Consider the following 18,015-nt stretch of genomic DNA (forward strand, 5'->3'; position numbering starts at 1 on the left):
GCATGAGCGGCTCTCAGCTCTGGGACGACGTCGACTTCTACTTCACCAGCCAGCTCTCACCCGACGACGAGGTGCTCCAGGCGGCCCTGCGCGAGAGCGAGGCCGGCGACCTCCCGCACATCAGCGTGACCGCCGGCCAGGGCAAGCTGCTCCAGCTCCTCGCGCAGATCCAGGACGCCCGGAACATCCTGGAGATCGGCACCCTGGGCGGCTACAGCACCATCTGGATGGCCCGCGCCCTGCCCGCCGACGGCAGGCTGATCTCGCTGGAGTACAACGCCCGGCACGCCGAGGTGGCGGTCCGCAACATCGCCCGCGCCGGACTGGAGCGCATCGTCGAGGTACGGGTCGGCCCCGCCCTGGAGTCGCTGCCCAAGCTCGCCGACGAGAACCCGGCCCCCTTCGACCTGGTCTTCATCGACGCCGACAAGGCCAACAACCCGCACTACGTGGAGTGGGCGCTGCGGCTCACCCGCGCCGGCAGCCTGATCGTCCTCGACAACGTGGTGCGCGAGGGCCGGGTCGTCGACGAGGCGAGCAGCGAACCGGACGTGGTCGGCACCCGTGCCGCGATCGAGCTGATCGCCACCCACCCGAGGCTGAGCGGTACGGCGATCCAGACGGTCGGCAGCAAGGGCTACGACGGCTTCGCCCTGGCCCGCGTACTGGCCTAGCCGGCCGGCGGGCTCAAGCCTCGTGGTAGAAGCCCACGTTGACGCTGCGCGGGGCGGTGCGGTCCCGGACGACGATCTCGCCGGAGCCGCCCCGGGGCAGCGCGACCGTGATGCCGTACCCGATGGTCTGGGCGTACTCGCCGACCTTCAGCAGCACCTCGGAGGACGGTTCGGTCTGGGAGCCGCGCAGCCAGGTGACCTGCCAGCCGCCCTCGGGCCCGCACAGGAACTCCAGGTGCACCCGCGAGACGAACAGCCAGTCGTCGGGCGTGGCGAGCCGGCAGACGGAGGCATCGCGGCCCACTCGCAGCACGGCGCCCGGTTCGCTGGGCGCGTCGGCCATGAGCATGCCGGCCGTTTCGCCCGCGTCCCCGGACACGGAGGCCATGGTGAGTTCGAGCACGTGCTTTCCCCCTGCGCGGTTCCTGAATCGTTCGTGGATCTCCGGCGCATGATAAAACGCCCGGCGCGGTGGCGTCCGGCACAATGAAGTCATGACCGAGCGAAAGCCACCCGGGGTACCGTTCGAGTCCTGGGTCGACAAGCAGATCAGTGATGCGCAGCAACGCGGCGAGTTCGATCGACTCACCGGCGCGGGGCAGCCGTTGCCGACCGACCTGGAGGCGTCGTACGACGAACTGTGGTGGGTCAGGCGGAAGATGGCCCGGGAGGGCCTGACGATGCTGCCTCCGGCCCTCGCGCTGCGCAAGGAGGCGGAGGACGCTCTGGCGGCCGCCTACGCGGCCCCCTCGGAGCGGATCGTCCGCAGGATCCTCACGGAGGTCAACCTGAAGATCCGGGACATGATGTTCAAGCCGCCGCCCGGGCCCCCGCTGGGCAAGAAGCCGTACGACGTCGAAGAGGTCGTACGCGAGTGGCGGGAGCGCCGGGCGGCGTCGGACTCAGATGTGTAGCAGCCGGTCCGCCAGTTCGCGGTACTCGCGCAGGGCCAGCCGGAGCTGCTCGGTGTCGGTCGTGCCGGGGTGGTCCCGGTCGGTCTCCTGCCAGCTGCCGCGCAGGGTACGGCGGCGCCGGTCGACGGCGTCGGTGAAACGGGCGCTGAGTTCCTCGACGGCCCGGTCGGCCTCCTCCACGGCCGCGCGCGGCTCGTCGACGAAGCCGGTGAGCGCGTGCTGCAGGCGCTCCTCCAGCTGTCCGCACTCCTCGTTCGGCATCAGCCGGCCGTCGCTCGCGCCCGCCCGGTCGTCCCTGGTCACCGGCCGGCCGGCGGTGCGGGCCGAGCGGTCGTCGCGAGCCGCGTCCGGCGAGTGGCCAGGACCGTTGCCGGCCACCAGCACCGCCTGCCCGGGCGCCTCTTCCCGCTCGCCCGTACGCTCCGCCGCGACGGACTCCCGCCCGGGGGTGGCCCCCCTGGCGGAGGTGTCGCCACGGTCCGCCGTGGCCCCGGTCGTGCGTGTGGCCGTGCGCTCCTCGCGGCCCGGCATCGCTTCGTCGCCGGGATATATGTCGCCGCTCATGGACTGGCGGTCGTTCCCTGTCGTCGCGTCGGTCATGTGGGTCAGCTCTCCTTCGGGCGGCTCCGGTCGGCGGACCAGGGCAGATGCGGATGGCCGCCGGTGTCGGCACCGACACCGGCGCGATGGTGCCGGCCGGTACCGCCGGCCGGCGAGGTGACCAGGTCGTCGAAGAGGGAGCGGGCCTCGATCATGGCCGTACGCATCTCCTCGGTGGCCGCCTGGCTCTGCTGCGTCCCGCTCACGGGCGCCTGGGCGGCGCGGTGGACGCGTCGGTAGCCTTCGACGTGGTCGGCGTGGTGCACGGACAGCGCGGCGACCTGGTCGTCGTACTCGGCACCGGCCGGGAAACCACGGGCGGCCGCCACTTCGGCGAGCAGCCGGTCGGCCTCGGTCACGGACTCCCGGGGCGACTCGACGAAGTGCTCCTGCGCGGTCGTCCAGCGTGCCGCGTAGCGTTCGCGCTCCGCCTCTTCCAGCGGACGCTCGTGCAGGTCGCCGTGGCGCTGAACGCGTTCGGCGAGTTCCTGCTCGGCCGCCTTCGTGTCGCCGCTGTGCTCGGCCACGACCCGTTCGTACTCGGGCCCGAAGCGCTGTTTCAGACCGTGCGGGCCGCGGCTCCTGGAGCGCGCCGCCAGCACGGCCGCGACGACGACCACGGCGGCCACGATCACGATCGCGATGATCAAGCCTGTGGACATGGTTGCCTTCCGGTGTCTCGGCCCGACGGGCCGGCTCGCCCTCCGGGTGACCCGCACGGCGCCCCGCAAACAGGTCCGGACCGAGCGGCCGGACCGGACCCGCCGCGAATTCGGTTGCACGGTCCCCCCTGACCCGCCCGAGACTGTCGTCCATGACCACCTGGACGATCACCCCGGAACGCCCCGGCTCACCCGTCGCCGCCGACCTGTGGCGGGCGTACTACACGGAGGTCAGCGACCGCTGGTACCTGCGCCACGAGGACCGGCGCACCGACCCGGCCGAGCTGGAACGGGAGATCGCCGCCCGGTCCGGATCCGAACTCGCTCCGCCCACCGGGCGGTTGCTGATCGCACGGTACGGCGGTGCGCCGGCCGGCAGCGCGGGCGTACGGCTCCTGGACCCGGCCACCGCCGAACTCACCCGGGTCTTCGTCCACGAGGGGCTGCGCGGCCGGGGCGGTGCGGCGCTCCTCGTAGCGGCGGCCGAGGACGCGGCCCGGGCGCTCGGGGCCGGGCGGATCGTGCTGGACACCCGCACCGACCTCGTCGAGGCCCGCGCCCTGTACGCGCGGCTCGGCTACGCGGAGACGGCACCGCACAACGACGACAGGTACGCCGAGCACTGGTTCCGCAAGGAACTCGTCAACTGACCGGTCGGGAGGCCGGGTTCTGGGGCTGCTCGCGTTCGGTCCCGCACAGTTCGTCGGTCAGTTCGCGTACCAGGCGGTCCAGGTCGGTGGGCCGGTCCGCCGCGGTCCACCAGTCACCGAGCAGCTCGGCCAGCGACTCCTCACGCGCCCTGGCGAGCCGCTCGGCCATCGCGCGGCCCTGCTCGGTCAGGGTCAGGTCGAGGCCCAGCCGGTCGACGAGGTGCCGCTCCTCCAACTGGCGGGCGCCCTCCAGCACGACGGTCATCGGGACGGCCCCGCGTTCGGCGAGCCGCCCCGGCTCCACCGACCCGTACCTGCGGATCCGCAGCAGCAGCCAGCCGGCCGCGGGCAGCAGATCCGCCCCGGCCCGTTCGTTGATCTTCCGGTAGACCTCCCGGCGGCCCTCCCGGGTGCCGAGCAGTGACAGGGCCCGGCAGCACTCGTCGTACGACGACCGCTGCACCGGGTTGGGCGGGATGGTCTCGGAGGCGTCCGGCGCGGTGACCGAGCCGCGCAGCCGGTCCTCCTTGAGGAACCAGGCCAGGACGAAGCCGAGGGCCGCCACCGGGGCCGCGTACAGGAAGACGTCGGTGATCGAGGACGCGTACGCGTGCAGGGCCGCCGGGCGCAGCGCGGGCGGCAGTTCGGAGATGCCGCGCGGGTCCGCCTCGAGGGCGTCGGGAGTGACTCCGGCCGGGAGGCTGACGCCCCGGAAGGCGTCGGCCAGCTTGTCGGCGAGGCGGCTCGCGAAGACCGAGCCGAAGATGGCCACGCCGAAGGAGGCACCGATGGAGCGGAAGAAGGTCGCGCCGGAGGTGGCGACGCCGAGGTCCTCGTACGAGACGGAGTTCTGCACGATCAGCACCAGCACCTGCATGACCAGCCCGAGGCCGAGGCCGAAGACGAAGAAGTAGCTGCTCATCTCGACGGTCGAGCTGTGTTCGTCGAGCCGGTGGAGCAGCAGCAGGCCGAAGGCGGTGACGGCGGTGCCGGCGATCGGGAACACCTTCCAGCGGCCGGAGTGGCTGACGATCTGCCCGGACAGGGTGGAGGACAGCAGCAGGCCGATCACCATCGGCAGCATGTGCACACCCGACAGGGTCGGCGAGATGCCCTGCACGACCTGGAGGAAGGTCGGCAGGTAGGTCATCGCGCCGAACATGGCGAAGCCGACGATGAAGCTGATCACGGCGGCGAGCGTGAAGGTGCGGATGCCGAAGAGCTTCAGCGGGAGCACGGGTTCCGCGGCCCGCCGCTCGACGGCCACGAAGGCGACGGCGAGCAGCACCCCGAGCACCGCGAGACCGATGATCTGCGGCGACCCCCAGCGCCAGGTGGTCCCGCCCAGGGACGCCACCAGCACCAGGCAGGTGGCGACGGCGGCGATCAGCGCGGTGCCGAGGTAGTCGATCCGGTGGCGGGCGGCCCGGCGCGGGATGCGCAGCGCGACCGCGATCACGGCGAGCGCGACCAGGCCGAGGGGCAGATTGACGTAGAACACCCAGCGCCAGCTCAGATGCTCGGTGAGCACCCCGCCGAGCAGCGGCCCGAGCACACTGGTGGTGCCGAAGACGGCGCCGAACAGGCCCTGGTAGCGCCCCCGGTCACGAGGCGGCACGAGGTCCCCCACGATCGCCATCGACAGCACGATGAGCCCGCCGCCGCCCAGCCCCTGCAGCGCGCGGAAGGCGATCAGCTCACCCATGTTCCGGGCCATCCCGCACAGGGCCGACCCGACGAGGAAGATCACGATCGCGGCCTGGAAGAGCCGCTTGCGCCCGTACTGGTCACCGAGCTTGCCCCACAGCGGGGTGGCGGCGGTGGAGGCCAGCAGATAGGCGGTGACCACCCACGACAGATGTTCGAGCCCGCCCAGGTCACTGACGATCGTCGGCAGCGCGGTCGACACGATGGTCTGGTCCAGCGCGGCGAGCAGCAGGCCCAGCAGCAGCGCCCCGATCGGGACGAGCACATTGCCGGGTACGTGCTCCGCGTCCTTCGCCTGGGTGTGCGTCATGTCCAGGGCCATGAGACCTCCCGGATGCTCTCGGCCATCTTCCATCGTGGACGGTGTCTCCCGGTATGGCCCGTCGAGCCCTCTTCGTGCCGGCTGAGACAAGGGGATCCCGCGGACGTACGTGTGGGAGCGACGCATAATCTGTGGAGTTCGTGAGGGTTCGCGGGGGACGCGAGGGGACCCGTGGGGAGGGGGACGACCACCGTGACGGAGACCACCGGCGGCCACCGGTGCCCGGAGTGCGGGGCACCGAGAGGGCCGGACAACACGCCTTCCTGCGACTGCACCCGGCGGGCGTCGGACGCCCTGCGCGCCGCCCGCACGGCCGAGCAGGCGGCCGCGGAGGACTTCGACCCGCTGCGGATACGGCCGTACGTCGACCTCTCGGCGGGCGGCACCGAGGCCGGGGCCGGCGCCGAGGGCGGGAGGACCGGGCCGCTGCCGCTGCCGGTGGCCGAGGGGGCGACCGTGCCGCTGCGCGCGGTACCGGAGCCGGCGGGGCCCGGCGACACCGCGGTACCCCCCTCCGGCCCGGTGGAACCCCGCCGGCGCCGGCCCCGGTGGGTGCTGGTGCTCTCGATCGCCGGGGCGGTGGCCGGGATCCTCGCGGTGGCCGGTCTCGCGAGCGGCCTGTTCTCCCATGTGACGCCGGAGCGGACCGCGGCGGCGCCGGACGACGTCCGGGAGAGCGTGCCCGACGTGACACGGGGCTCGGGGCCGCCGTCCCCCACGGAGCCGGTGACGTCGGCGGGGGCACAGGCCCCGGCCGTGCCGTCCACGTCCGCGGGTACGAGCGCGCCGCCGACGGCCTCGCCGTCACGGACGGTCGGCGCGAGTCCGTCCGCGACCGCGTCCCGGTCGGCCGCGCCGACCCGGTCGGCGTCGACGACCGGTACGGCCGCCTCCGCGGAACCCACCTCGGCACCGGCCCTGCGCCTCGGTGACAGCGGCGCGGAGGTGACGGAGCTCCAGCTGCGGCTGGCGCAGCTGAGGCTCTACTCGGGGAACGCCGACGGCCACTACGACCGCTCGACTCAGGGCGCGGTGCGGACGTACCAGCTGGCGCGGGGGATCCTGACGGACGAGTCGGGGGTGTACGGGACGGCCACCCGGACGGCCCTGGAGTCGGAGACGACGGAGCCCTAGGGGCCGGTCACGGTCATGGGCGGCCGCGGCGCCGTCGTCGCCGCTCGCGCCCTCTCCCCGCGCCCCGCGCCCCGCGCCCCGGGGGAGTTGCCCTTGAAGCCGGCTTCAGGGTCGATGCCGGGACGGGGGCGGGGAACCGCGCGAGCGGCCCTCACCTGGCCCGCGGCCGCCCGACCGCCGCCTCACCCCACGTGCAGCCGCAGCGAACCGTCCGCCACCGCCTCCACCCGCACCCGCGTCAGGTCCCGCACCACCACGTCCGGCCCGTGCACACCCGCCCGCGCACCGACGCCCACCACCCGCATCCCCGCCGCGCGCCCCGCCGTGATCCCCGCGCCCGAGTCCTCGAAGACCACGCAGTCCGCCGGGGCGACGCCCAGCTCGGCCGCGCCCTTCAGGAAACCCTCGGGGTCCGGCTTGCTCGCGCCCACCGACTCCGCCGTGATCCGCACCGCCGGCAGCGGCAGCCCGGCCGCCGCCATCCGCGCCGTGGACAGCGCCACGTCCGCCGAGGTCACCAGCGCGTGCGGCAGCCCGTTCAGCGAGGCCAGGAAGGCCGCGGCGCCCGGGACCTCGACCACGCCCTCCATGTCGGCGGTCTCCTCGGCCAGCATCCGCGCGTTGTCCGCGAGGTTCTGCTGGACCGGCCGGTCCGGCAGCAGCACCGCCATGGACGCGTGTCCCTGGCGTCCGTGGACGACCTTCATGACCTCGTCGCCGTCCAGTCCGTGCCGCTCGGACCAGCGCCGCCAGATGCGTTCGACGACGGCGTCCGAGTTGACGAGGGTGCCGTCCATGTCGAGGAGGAGGGCGCGGGCGGTGAGGACGGTGGCCGTCATCGGGCAGCTCCTAAGCAGACCGGGGCAGAGCAGAGCCGGGCAAAACAAAACAGAGCGGCCCCGCCCGCCGGTCAGGGAAAACGAGCGGGAGCCACTTTGTTTCTCTACGGTACAAAACAGGGTGGTCATTCCGCCAGCGGTGCCGCCTGCCGTTCACCGACTCTTCAGCTCACCGGGCCCCCGGCGGGACGCGTCCGGCTCAGCCGGCGATCGCCTCCCACAGGCTCCACACGCCGAGCGCCAGCATCAGCACGGCCGCGATCTGCGTGATCAGCCGTAGCGGCACCTTCCTCATCAGCGCCTTGCCGCCGACGATGCCGAGTCCGGCCACCGCCCACAGGCCGAGCACCGCGCCGAGGCCGACGGAGACCGGGTCGTCGTAGCGGGCCGCGAGGTTCGCCGTCATGATCTGCGTGAGGTCGCCGAACTCGGCGACCAGGATGAGCATGAACCCGGTGCCGGCGACCTTCCAGAAGGACTGGTCGGCGGGCTTGCGGATCTCCTCTTCCTCCTCGCCCTTCTTCAGCAGCAGCACGGCCGCGCCGCCGAGGAAGAGCACACCGGTCAGGGCGTGCACGATCTGCTGCGGCAGCAGGGTCAGCACGCTGCCGGCCGCGACGGCCAGCACGACGTGCAGGAGGAAGGCGGCCGCGACGCCCGCGAAGACGTAGGACGCCCGGTAGCGGGTGCCCAGGACCAGGCCGGCGAGGGCGGTCTTGTCGGGCAGTTCGGCGAGGAAGATGACGCCGAAGACGAGCGCCGTCACGGTGATGCTGATCAAGGGTCCTCAATCGGTCGGGGCGGCCCCACCGAGAGTGCTGCATTTCGCGCGGAACACACGACACCTCGGCACGGCAGCACACATGGATCCACCCGCGCCGCTGTACGGCACGGGCGTGCACTGCTTGCCGAAGGTCTCGCTGGCGGCCTCGTGACCGAGGTCCGCCTCCGGGCGCCGGCTCAGACGGGCTGAGCAGTATGTCGACGGTCCGGCGAAGAGCTACTCCCCTTCAACGCCCTCCACGGTACGTGACCACCGCACCGGTCCCCAGGCCGCGGGCCCCGTATGTGAGTCACGTCGCACACCTTGTCGTGTCATGCACACGTCACTAGCTTCTTACCGAGCGCTCACCCCCCGGCAACACGGGAGCGCGAGCATTCCCACGCTCGCGCTCCAACACCCCACCCCCACCAGGGAGTTAGCATGCCGAAGTTCTACGCGCGTCGACGGCTCAGCATACTCGCCGCGTTCACCGGCCTCATAGCCTCCGCCGCCCTTTTCAACTCCCCGAGCGCCTCCGCCGCCCTGCCCACCCCGGTCAGCGCGTCCACCGCCCGCACCTACCTCGCCTCCCTCACCGTGGCGACCGAGGTCCGCACCGGCTACGCGCGTGACCTGTTCCCGACCTGGGACACCATCAGCGGCACCTGCAACACCCGTGAGTGGATCCTCAAGCGCGACGGTTCGAACGTCGTGACCAACTCCGCCTGCACCGCCACCAGCGGCAGCTGGTACTCCCCCTACGACGGCGCCACCTGGACCGCCGCCTCCGACGTCGACATCGACCACCTGGTCCCGCTGGCCGAGGCCTGGGACTCCGGCGCCCGGAACTGGACCACCGCCCAGCGCGAGGCCTTCGCCAACGACGTCACCCGCCCGCAGCTGCTCGCCGTCACGGACAACGTCAACCAGTCCAAGGGCGACCAGGACCCGGCGACCTGGATGCCGTCGCTGACCTCGTACCGCTGCACCTACGTCCGCGCCTGGGTCCAGGTGAAGTACTACTACGGCCTCTCGGTCGACTCCGCCGAGAAGAGCGCGCTCACCAGCTACCTCTCCGGCTGCTGACACACCCCGCGGACGGTCCGGCAGCCAGAGGGGCCCGCTCCCCCGCGTTCCGGCCACGCTCCACCCCCCTTCCCGCGTTCTTTCCCGCGTCGAAGCCTCCCCGCCGGCCTCCGTCGTTCCGTACCGTACGGTGCGACGGGGGCGAACGACCGGGAAAGAGGGCGGGCGAACGTGGCCGGACTGCGCCTGGGACCACTGCTGAGGTACACCGACGGCTCGTCGGCGACCGTCTGGGTCGAGACGAGCCGTCCGTGTACCGCCGAGGTGCGCTGCCCGGACGGGGCCGGCGGCAGCACGCGCACCTTCCAGGTGGCCGGCCACCACTACGCCCTGGTCCCCGTCTCCGGGCTGACGCCGGGGACTTCGACGCCGTACGAAGTGGTCCTGGACGGCACCCGGGTGTGGCCGCCGCCGGACTCCTCCTTCCCGGCCCCGGTGATACGCGCCCCCGGCGAGGGCGACGAGCTGAGGGTGACCTTCGGCTCCTGCCGCTGGGCCGCGCCCCCGGCCGACGGCCACGACCCGGTCGGCCCCGACGCTCTGGACAGCCTGGCCTCGCGTGTCGCCGCCGGCGGTGAACGGCCCGACGTGCTGCTGCTGTTGGGCGACCAGGTGTACGCCGACGAGACCTCGGCCGCGACCCGTCACTGGCTGGCCGCGCGCCGCGACCTGTCGGAGCCGCCCGGCGCCGAGGTCGCGGACTACGAGGAGTACACCCGCCTCTACTACGAGTCCTGGCTCGACCCCGAGGTGCGCTGGCTGCTGTCCACCGTGCCCAGCTGCATGATCTTCGACGACCACGACGTCATCGACGACTGGAACACCTCCGCCGCCTGGCTGGCGGACATCCGGGACACTCCCTGGTGGCAGGAGCGGCTGCTGAGCGGACTGATGTCCTACTGGGTCCACCAGCACCTGGGCAACCTCTCCCCCGCCGAGCTGGCCGCCGACCCGCTCTACGCGGCCGTCCGCGCATCCCCCGACGGCACCGACGAGTTGCGCGCCTTCGCCGCCAAGGCCGACGCCGACCCCGCGTCGGTGCGCTGGAGCTACCGGCGCGACTTCGGCCGGGTGCGGCTGCTGATGGTGGACACCCGGGCGGCCCGGGTGCTGGACGAGCACCACCGCGCCATGCTCGACCCCGGCGAGGCCGAGTGGCTGGGCCAACAGGCGCTCACCGACCGGGAGTCGTACGACCATCTCCTGGTCGGCACCTCACTGCCCTGGCTGCTGCCGCACCTCATACACGACCTGGAGACCTGGGACGCGGCCCTGTGCCGGGGCGAACGGGGCGGCCGCTGGGCGCAGTTCGGGGAGCGGCTGCGGCGCGCGGCCGACCTGGAGCACTGGGCGGCCTTCCCGGCCTCCTTCGCCGACCTGGCCGGCGTGCTCGCCCGCACCGGCTCGGGTCCCGGGGCGCCCGCGTCGATCTGCGTCCTGTCCGGGGACGTCCATCACGCCTACGTCGCCGAGCCCGCGTGGCCGGCCGGCACCGGCCCCGCCGCCCGTGTGCTGCAACTCACCTGCTCGCCCGTCCACAACTCGGTGCCACCGACGATCCGGGTCGGCTTCCGGTTCGGCTGGAGCGCCCTGGCCCGGTTCCTGGGGCGGCGGTTCACCCGGCACGGCCGGTGCGCGCCACCGCCGGTGACATGGCGGAAGAAGGGCGGCCCGTGGTTCGGCAACCAGCTCATGACGCTGACCCTGCACGGCCGTTCGGCCCGGCTGCGGCTGGAGCGGGCCCGACCCGGCGGCACCCTGGAGACCGTGCAGGAGTCCTCCCTCACCGCCCCATGAGGGACATCCGAGGCGCGTGGGGCGCGCGTTGGCTTCCGTGCATCACGACGGCATGATGAGGCGGACCGTCCGCTTCCTCATCCCGTGCGGGCGGTGTTCCTGCCCAGCGCCCCCACCCGCCCGGGAGTCACGTCGTTGTCTGTCTCGCCCCAGGAATCCGCCCCGGTCGCCGTCGCCCTGGTCGGCGCCGGACCGCGCGGCACCAGCGTCCTGGAACGCCTGTGCGCCTCCGCACCCGAACTGCTGCCCCCGGGATCGCGCCTCACGGTCCACGTGATCGACCCGGCACCGCCGGGCGCGGGCCGGGTCTGGCGTACGGCGCAGTCGGCGGAGCTGCTGATGAACACCGTGGCGAGCCAGGTCACCCTGTTCACCGACGACAGCGTGGAGTGCTCGGGCCCGGTCCGGCCCGGCCCCAGCCTGCACGAATGGGCGGCCGGCGAACTGGACCCCGACGCCTACCCGACCCGCGCCCACTACGGCCGCTACCTGGAGTGGGTGTTCGCGAGGACGGTCGCCCTCGCCCCGGCGTCGGTCCGCGTCGAGACGCATCGCGCCCGTGCCGTGCGCCTGGCCGACGACCCCGACGGCCGCCAGACGCTCACCCTCGACGACGGCCGCGCCCTGCCCGGTCTGGCCGCGGTGGTGCTGGCCCAGGGGCACCTGCCGGCGACGGCGACCCCGCAGGAGCGCGCCGACTCGGCACACGCCGCCCGGCACGGCCTGCGCCACCTGCCGCCCGCCAACCCGGCGGACGTCGATCTCACCCCCGTCGCCCCGGGCGAGCCGGTGCTGCTGCGCGGCCTCGGCCTCACCTTCTTCGACCACCTGGCCCTGCTCACCACCGGCCGCGGCGGCCGCTTCGCCCGCACCCCCGACGGCGCGCTGCGCTACACGCCCTCGGGCCGGGAGCCGCGCCTGTACGCGGGCTCCCGGCGGGGCGTCCCCTACCAGGCGCGCGGCGACAACGCCAAGGGCCCGTACGGCCGGCACACCCCGCTGCTGCTCACCGGCGAGACGATCGCGAGCCTGCGCAAACGCGCGGACTCCGGCGAGCCGCCCGACTTCCTCGCGGAGGTCTGGCCGCTGGTGGCGAAGGAGGTGGAGACGGTCTACTACACCGCTCTGACCGGCGACCCCGAAATCGCCGAGCGGCTCCTCATGGCCGACGGCCGGCCCGCGGAGAGCGCCGTACTCGACGCGGCAGGCGTCCCCGAGACGGACCGCTGGTCCTGGGAACGTCTCCAGCACCCCTACGGGGAGCGGGAGTTCACCGGTCCGGCGGACTGGCACGCCTGGCTCCTCGGGCACCTGCGCGAGGACGCGGCACAGGCCGCCCTCGGCAACGTGCGCGGCCCGCTCAAGGCGGCCCTGGACGTACTGCGCGACCTGCGCAACGAGATACGGCTGGTCGTCGACCACGGCGGTCTGACCGGCGCCTCCCGGCGGGCCCACCTGGACGGCTGGTACACCCCGCTCAACGCGTTCCTGTCCATCGGCCCGCCCCGGCGCCGCGTCGAGGAGCTGACCGCGCTGCTGGCGGCGGGCGTGGTGACGGTGCTGGGCCCCGGCCTCGCGGTGGGCCGGACGGACGGCGCGTGGGTGGCGCGCTCGCCGCGGGTGCCCGGCTCCGAGGTCCGGGTGACCACGCTGATAGAGGCCCGCCTCCCGGAGCCGGACCTGCGCCGCACCACCGACGAACTGCTGGCCGGACTGCTGCGCGAGGGCGCGTGCCGCCCGCACCGGGTGGACGGCCACGAGACCGGGGGCCTGGACGTGGCACCACGTTCGTACCGGCTGCTCGACCGTCACGGCCTGCCGCACCCGGGGCGGTTCGCCTTCGGCGTGCCCACGGAGGGCGTGCACTGGGTGACCGCGGCGGGCGCCCGGCCGGGCGTGGACTCGGTGACGCTGTCGGACGCCGACACCATCGCCCGCGCGGCCCTGCGCACGGCGACGCCGGGGCACACGGAGCAGCCGGCAGTGGAGCAACCGGATCCAGGGCAACCGGATTCAGGGCGGCCGGTGGCGGGACGGTCACCGGACGAACAGTCGGACGCGGGGCAGCCGGTGGCGGAACCCGCGGGCGCGGGGCGGCCGGACACGGGGCGGTCAAAAGCCGGGCAGGCGCCGGGTGGGGCGCAACCGGTCGGGGCGCAGTCGGAGGGTGGGCCGGCCGCGCCGGATGCCGGGCCGGACACGCCGGTGGCCGCTTAATCCTTTGCGGAATCCGCAAGCCCCCCGTGAAACTCCTGTCACACCCTCCGCGTACGCTGTATGGCTGGCGTCGGGGGCGCAACAGGACAATCACGGGGGAACCGTCGTGTGGGAAAGCATGGGGTCACTGGAGGCCGGGCCATGGATATACGCCATGGTGGCCCTCTCCGTGCTGCTTGATGTGTTCCTGCCGGTCCTGCCCAGCGGCGTACTGGTCATCACCGCGGCCACGGCAGCGGCGGCGGGCACCGGCGCGGCTCCCGGACAGGTCCCGCACGCCGTGCCCGACATCCTCGCGCTGACCCTCTGCGCCGCCACCGCGTCGGTCCTCGGCGACCTGGTCGCCTACCGGCTGGCCCGGCGCGGCGGGGCCCGCCTGGACCGTGCCATCGCCCGCTCCCGACGGATGAGCAGCGCGCAGGAACGTCTCGGCGAGGCCCTGTCCCGGGGCGGCGGCGCACTGGTCGTACTGGCCCGTTTCGCGCCCGCCGGCCGCTCGATCGTCTCCCTGGGCGCCGGCGCGACCCACCGCCGTGTCCGCGAATTCCTCCCCTGGTCCGCGCTGGCGGGCCTCAGCTGGGCGGTCTACAGCGTCGCCCTCGGCTACCTGGGCGCCCAGTGGCTGGGCGAGACCTGGCTGGCGACGGCGGTGTCGGTGGTGGCGCTGTTCGGGGCGGGCGCGGGAGCCGGGTTCCTGATGCGAAGACGCCCGGCCTGACCCCGGCGGCCCCGCCGCCTCAGCCGGCGGCTTCGCGCACCGCCTGCCCCCGCACCTCCAGCCCCCCGAGCAGTGCGGCGGTAGCCTCCGCCACCGCGTCGACCGCCCGCTCGAACACCTCCCGATTGTGCGCGGCCGGCGCCCGGAACCCGGACACCTTCCGCACGTACTGCAGCGCGGCAGCACGGATCTCGTCCTCGGTGGCCTCCTCGGCCAGCTGAGGCGGTCGCAGGGTCTTGATACTCCGGCACATGGCCCCAGTCTCCCGCAGTCCCCCTGTCTCCTGCGAGGATCGTCCCGAGGCGGCCACCGTTCCCGGGGCCGACCGACGAGAGGACAGCCCCATGACGAACACCCCGGACATCCCCGAGACCCCGGACAGCGCACCCGGTGCCCGGCTCACCGTCGCCGTGCTCGGTCCCGGCGGCGTGGGCGGCCTGCTCGCGGCCCTGCTCTCCCGCGCCGGCCACCGCGTGCTGTGTCTGGCCGCCGAGCAGACCGCCGACACCCTGCGCGCCTCCGGAATCCAGGTCCGCAGCGCCCTGTTCGGCGACTTCACGGCCTCCGTGGACGCGGACACGGCCCTCCGCGAACCGGTCGACGCCTGCCTGATCACCGTCAAGGCCACCGCCCTGGACGCGGCCCTCACCCGGATCCCGCCCGCGGCCCTCGGCGACGCCCTCCTCGTACCGTTCCTGAACGGCGTGGAGCACCCCGCGCTGCTGCGCGCCCGCTACGCCCCCGACCGCGTGGCCCCCTCCGTGATCCGCGTCGAGTCCACCCGCACGGCCCCCGGTCTGATCGAACACACCAGTCCCTTCGCGGAGATCGACCTGACCGGCGCCAAGGTCCCCCGCACCCGTCTGGAGGCCCTGGCCGCGGCCCTCACCACCGCCGGTCCGGCCACCCGCGTCCTGGACGACGAGACCACGACGCTGTGGGCGAAGATGTCCTTCCTGGCGCCCTTCGCCCTGCTCACCACCCGCTACGGCCTCCCCCTCGGCGAGGCCCGTACCCGGCACCGCGACGAACTGGCCTCGCTCGTCGCGGAGACGGCCGCGGTCAGCCGCGCCTGCGGAGCCCCGGCCGACCCGGCCCAGGCCCTGGTCCGCTACGACGCCTTCCCGCCCGCGGCCAAGTCCTCGATGCAACGTGACGCGGAGGCCGACCGCCCACTCGAACTCGACGCGATCGGGGGCGCGTTGCTGCGCGCGGCGGACCGCCACGGGGTGCCGGTGCCGGTGACGGCCCGGATCGTGCGGGAGCTGCGCGAAGCCGAACGCTAGGGCCTGTCCCGTCCCGGAGTCCGGGCGGCGGCGATGAAGGAGGCCATCTTCTCGCGGCTCTTGACCCCGGGCGCGGTCTCGACGCTGCTGGAGACGTCGACGCCGTAGGGGCCGAAGGCCTCGACGACACCGGCCACGTTGTGTTCGTCGAGGCCGCCGGCGATGACGACCCTGCCGGGCACGTCCGCGACCCAGGCGGGGATGTCGGCGAACACGCCGCTGCCCGCGCTGGCGTCGTAGAAGAAGTACTGCAGGGCCTCCGGCCGCTCGGGCGGGGTGCCGGAGGCGAGGGCGAGGTTCGGGACGGCGGCGGTCTCGTAGATCTGGACGGTGTCGACGTACTCGGCGACCTCGGCCGTCTCGGCGTACGTCAGCGCCACGGCGAAGACCGGGATCCGCCCGCGCGCGTATCCGGCGAGTGCCACGGCCCGCTCGGGCGGGCAGTACCGCTTGCTCCTCGGCGTCACGACGATCCCGACCGCGTCGTACCCCAGCTCCACGGCCCAGTCGATCTGCCGCTCCTGGGTGAGCCCGCACACCTTCACGAACACCGGCCGCAGCCCGCTCATCCCGCCCGCTCCATCCTCCCGCCCGGCGGGAACGCCCTCACACGGCCCACCCTCTCATCCCGGGCCGGGGTCCACTGTCAGTGGCCGCCGGCACCATCGCCCGCATGACGGACACGAGCGAGGACTGGCGGGCGCTGCTGACGCGGTGGAGCCAGGAGTGGGCGGACGCGCAGGACGCGGTGGCACCGCAGGGTGCGCGGCCGGCGCGGGACGAGGAGGCGTTACGGACTCGGTGGCTGGGCTTCCCGCCCGCGGCCGAGGAGCGGATACGGGTGCTGGAGGAGCGGCTCGGACGGCGGCTGCCGCCGTCGTACCGGACGTTCCTCGCGGTGAGCGACGGCTGGCGGTACGCGGGCGATTTCGTCTGGCTGCTGGCCGGCACCGACCAGGCCCGGTGGCACGAGGACTCGTCGGGGTTGTCCGAGTTCTTCCCCGGGGAACTCGACGCGGACTCCACGCCCGAGGACGTGCTGCTGGCCGGGATGTGGGGACGGGCGCTGCAGGTGGACGTGGAGTCGGACGCCACCTACGTCCTGCTGGACCCGGGCGACACGGACGCCTCCGGCGAGTGGGCGGTGTACACCTGGGCGCCCTGGTACGGGGACCAGCCCACGCGGTACGGCTCGTTCGGCGCGTTCATGGCGGCGATGTACCGGCAGTTCCACAGTCTCGCGGCGGGCCGCTCCGAGCGGACGGGGACGGAGTTCGTCAACGCCACCACCCGGGCCCAGGACGCGGCCGTCGAGGCCGCGCGGCTGGATGCGCTGGGCGGGCGGTACGAACAGGCCGAGACCGCGCTGGCGGAGGCGCTGTCGTACGGCAGGCCGCGGGCGGCGGGGCTGCGCGACCAGATCCGCCGGCTGCTCGGCCGGACGTACATGGTCTATTTCCACGGCCTGGCGGACGACCCGGTGTACACCCGGGAGATCGTGCCCGTGCTGCTGGGCGAGCATGTGCGGACGCGCCGGGACCGGGCGCCGGGGGCGCACGATCTGCCAGGCGCCTCCGACGCGGTGCGGGAGGCGGCAAACGACGTGCTGCGGCAGATCCGGGAAGGAACCTTCCGCTACACCGCCGAGGGTCCTTTCGGCCGTGCCGTGGAAGAGGCGCGTGAACAGGCGCGGTGGGGCGACACGGACGCGGCCTGGCACACCCTGCGGGCCGCGCTGCCCGAGTGGCGTCCGCTCAGTACCGACCATCTCGCCCCCGTCGGCCTGTGCGCCGACCCGCTCCTCGGCCCGCTGATCACCCCCGAGCGCGGTCGGGAACTGCTGGCGACCCCCCGGGCGGGCCGGCCGGGGGGCACGCCGCCGCCCGGCGCCGACCTGGATCCGCCGGGCCTGGCCTGGCTGGCGGACGGAGACCAGCAGAACGTCCTGACGTCCTACCGCTTCCTTCTCGTGGAGGGGGTGGCACCGGCCGGTCTGCCGGCGCTGCTCGGCGCCGACGAGGCCACCGTCCTCAACGCCCCGTCGACGCCTCGGGAGGCGCGGAGGCACCTTGAACGCGGCGCGGACGATCACCCCTGGGTGGACCGTGCGGTGATGTCCGTGGGCCGGGCGGGCCCCGGCTGGAGTTTCGCCTTCGCACCGAGCCCGGTCGGACGGTTCGACGAACGGCGCTTCGTCTCCCCCGGCCTGGCCGCCTCCGCGGGCACCCGCGTGGTCACGGTGTGGAGCGAGTCCCGCAACGGCCGTCCGGGCGTCTTCCATCTTTCGCGGAGCACGGCGAGGAACGCTACGGCTGCACCTTCCGCGACACCGCCGCCGACATCCGGGGTCCCGTACCGCAGGCGTTCCTCTCCTCCGCGGACGCGTCGGCCGAGGACCGCTCGCGCCGTGCCCTTGCGGCCCTCGCGTCCGAACTCGGCGTCGGCCTGCCGCGGTTGGCCCTCACCAAGGGCCGCCTGCACACCTTCCGCACCCGCCCGTGGAACCGCCCTCCGGCGCCGGGCGAGCGTTACGTGACCATCCGGATGGGACCGGTACGGCCGTAGCGGGGCGGTCCGCACCCCACCCCCGCTCGAACACATGAACCCCACGAACCGACTCGCCACCTAAAATCGAACAGGCGTACC

Annotated in this window: 18 protein-coding genes; 10 read left to right on the plus strand and 8 right to left on the minus strand. The window is 73.6% G+C overall.

Annotated features, from left to right (window positions below; translation table 11 throughout):
* The first annotated feature begins 2 nt into the window (after positions 1-2).
* Complete coding sequence (locus ACFXI4_RS02895) at positions 3-674, plus strand: O-methyltransferase (RefSeq protein WP_362729533.1); 672 nt, start codon at positions 3-5, stop codon at positions 672-674.
* Between the two features lie 13 nt (positions 675-687).
* Here the strand turns inward: ACFXI4_RS02895 and ACFXI4_RS02900 are convergent, their stop codons facing one another.
* Positions 688-1,077, minus strand: coding sequence for a hypothetical protein (locus ACFXI4_RS02900; RefSeq protein WP_384987594.1), 390 nt, complete (start codon positions 1,075-1,077; stop codon positions 688-690).
* Between the two features lie 91 nt (positions 1,078-1,168).
* On the opposite strand from ACFXI4_RS02900, the gene ACFXI4_RS02905 reads away from it, so the two are divergent.
* A complete protein-coding gene (locus ACFXI4_RS02905; protein WP_362729529.1) occupies positions 1,169-1,588 on the plus strand; it encodes a DUF1992 domain-containing protein in 420 nt (139 codons plus the stop codon).
* Here ACFXI4_RS02905 and ACFXI4_RS02910 read toward each other — a convergent pair.
* Together ACFXI4_RS02910 and ACFXI4_RS02915 are read right to left on the minus strand one after the other, a co-directional pair.
* Positions 1,577-2,188, minus strand: coding sequence for a hypothetical protein (locus ACFXI4_RS02910; protein ID WP_384987596.1), 612 nt, complete (start codon positions 2,186-2,188; stop codon positions 1,577-1,579). The genes ACFXI4_RS02905 and ACFXI4_RS02910 overlap by 12 nt on opposite strands.
* Positions 2,189-2,193: 5 nt before the next feature.
* Positions 2,194-2,850: a hypothetical protein gene (locus ACFXI4_RS02915; RefSeq protein WP_384987598.1), complete on the minus strand. Its 657-nt coding sequence runs from the start codon at positions 2,848-2,850 to the stop codon at positions 2,194-2,196.
* A 152-nt stretch (positions 2,851-3,002) separates the two neighbouring features.
* On the opposite strand from ACFXI4_RS02915, the gene ACFXI4_RS02920 reads away from it, so the two are divergent.
* Entirely contained in the window at positions 3,003-3,500 is a 498-nt protein-coding gene (locus ACFXI4_RS02920; RefSeq protein ID WP_384987600.1) for a GNAT family N-acetyltransferase, read from the plus strand.
* Here the strand turns inward: ACFXI4_RS02920 and ACFXI4_RS02925 are convergent.
* On the minus strand, positions 3,493-5,529 hold the full coding sequence (locus ACFXI4_RS02925; protein ID WP_384987602.1) for a DHA2 family efflux MFS transporter permease subunit: 2,037 nt from the start codon (positions 5,527-5,529) through the stop codon (positions 3,493-3,495). The genes ACFXI4_RS02920 and ACFXI4_RS02925 overlap by 8 nt on opposite strands.
* 192 nt (positions 5,530-5,721) lie before the next feature.
* Between ACFXI4_RS02925 and ACFXI4_RS02930 the strand changes: the two genes are divergently transcribed.
* Positions 5,722-6,663 (plus strand): peptidoglycan-binding protein, encoded by a 942-nt coding sequence (locus ACFXI4_RS02930; RefSeq protein ID WP_384987604.1) that lies wholly within the window; start codon positions 5,722-5,724, stop codon positions 6,661-6,663.
* A 182-nt stretch (positions 6,664-6,845) separates the two neighbouring features.
* Here ACFXI4_RS02930 and ACFXI4_RS02935 read toward each other — a convergent pair whose 3' ends face one another.
* Both ACFXI4_RS02935 and ACFXI4_RS02940 read right to left on the minus strand, forming a co-directional pair.
* Complete coding sequence (locus ACFXI4_RS02935; RefSeq protein WP_362725744.1) at positions 6,846-7,502, minus strand: HAD family hydrolase; 657 nt, start codon at positions 7,500-7,502, stop codon at positions 6,846-6,848.
* A gap of 199 nt (positions 7,503-7,701) precedes the next feature.
* Positions 7,702-8,283: a TMEM165/GDT1 family protein gene (locus tag ACFXI4_RS02940; RefSeq protein WP_384987606.1), complete on the minus strand. Its 582-nt coding sequence runs from the start codon at positions 8,281-8,283 to the stop codon at positions 7,702-7,704.
* Between the two features lie 423 nt (positions 8,284-8,706).
* Between ACFXI4_RS02940 and ACFXI4_RS02945 the strand changes: the two genes are divergently transcribed.
* From ACFXI4_RS02945 to ACFXI4_RS02960, 4 genes are all read left to right on the plus strand, one after another.
* A complete protein-coding gene (locus ACFXI4_RS02945) occupies positions 8,707-9,351 on the plus strand; it encodes an HNH endonuclease family protein (protein WP_362725750.1) in 645 nt (214 codons plus the stop codon).
* A gap of 171 nt (positions 9,352-9,522) precedes the next feature.
* On the plus strand, positions 9,523-11,148 hold the full coding sequence (locus ACFXI4_RS02950) for an alkaline phosphatase D family protein (RefSeq protein ID WP_384987609.1): 1,626 nt from the start codon (positions 9,523-9,525) through the stop codon (positions 11,146-11,148).
* A 135-nt stretch (positions 11,149-11,283) separates the two neighbouring features.
* Positions 11,284-13,365, plus strand: a complete 2,082-nt coding sequence (locus tag ACFXI4_RS02955; RefSeq protein ID WP_384987611.1) for an FAD/NAD(P)-binding protein — start codon at positions 11,284-11,286, stop codon at positions 13,363-13,365.
* Between the two features lie 118 nt (positions 13,366-13,483).
* Positions 13,484-14,083 (plus strand): DedA family protein, encoded by a 600-nt coding sequence (locus tag ACFXI4_RS02960; protein WP_384987613.1) that lies wholly within the window; start codon positions 13,484-13,486, stop codon positions 14,081-14,083.
* Between the two features lie 19 nt (positions 14,084-14,102).
* Here ACFXI4_RS02960 and ACFXI4_RS02965 read toward each other — a convergent pair whose 3' ends face one another.
* Positions 14,103-14,336 carry a DUF2277 domain-containing protein gene (locus tag ACFXI4_RS02965; RefSeq protein ID WP_360486953.1) on the minus strand — a complete coding sequence of 78 codons (234 nt, stop codon included), beginning with the start codon at positions 14,334-14,336 and terminating at the stop codon, positions 14,103-14,105.
* 91 nt (positions 14,337-14,427) lie between these two features.
* On the opposite strand from ACFXI4_RS02965, the gene ACFXI4_RS02970 reads away from it, so the two are divergent.
* A complete protein-coding gene (locus ACFXI4_RS02970; RefSeq protein ID WP_384987615.1) occupies positions 14,428-15,369 on the plus strand; it encodes a ketopantoate reductase family protein in 942 nt (313 codons plus the stop codon).
* Here ACFXI4_RS02970 and ACFXI4_RS02975 read toward each other — a convergent pair.
* Entirely contained in the window at positions 15,366-15,938 is a 573-nt protein-coding gene (locus tag ACFXI4_RS02975; RefSeq protein WP_384987617.1) for a hypothetical protein, read from the minus strand. The genes ACFXI4_RS02970 and ACFXI4_RS02975 overlap by 4 nt on opposite strands.
* Before the next feature lie 104 nt (positions 15,939-16,042).
* On the opposite strand from ACFXI4_RS02975, the gene ACFXI4_RS02980 reads away from it, so the two are divergent.
* Complete coding sequence (locus ACFXI4_RS02980) at positions 16,043-17,905, plus strand: SMI1/KNR4 family protein (RefSeq protein WP_384987619.1); 1,863 nt, start codon at positions 16,043-16,045, stop codon at positions 17,903-17,905.
* Positions 17,906-18,015: the final 110 nt, after the last annotated feature.

The organism is Streptomyces sp. NPDC059224 (genome assembly GCF_042754285.1).
GTDB lineage: Bacteria > Actinomycetota > Actinomycetes > Streptomycetales > Streptomycetaceae > Streptomyces.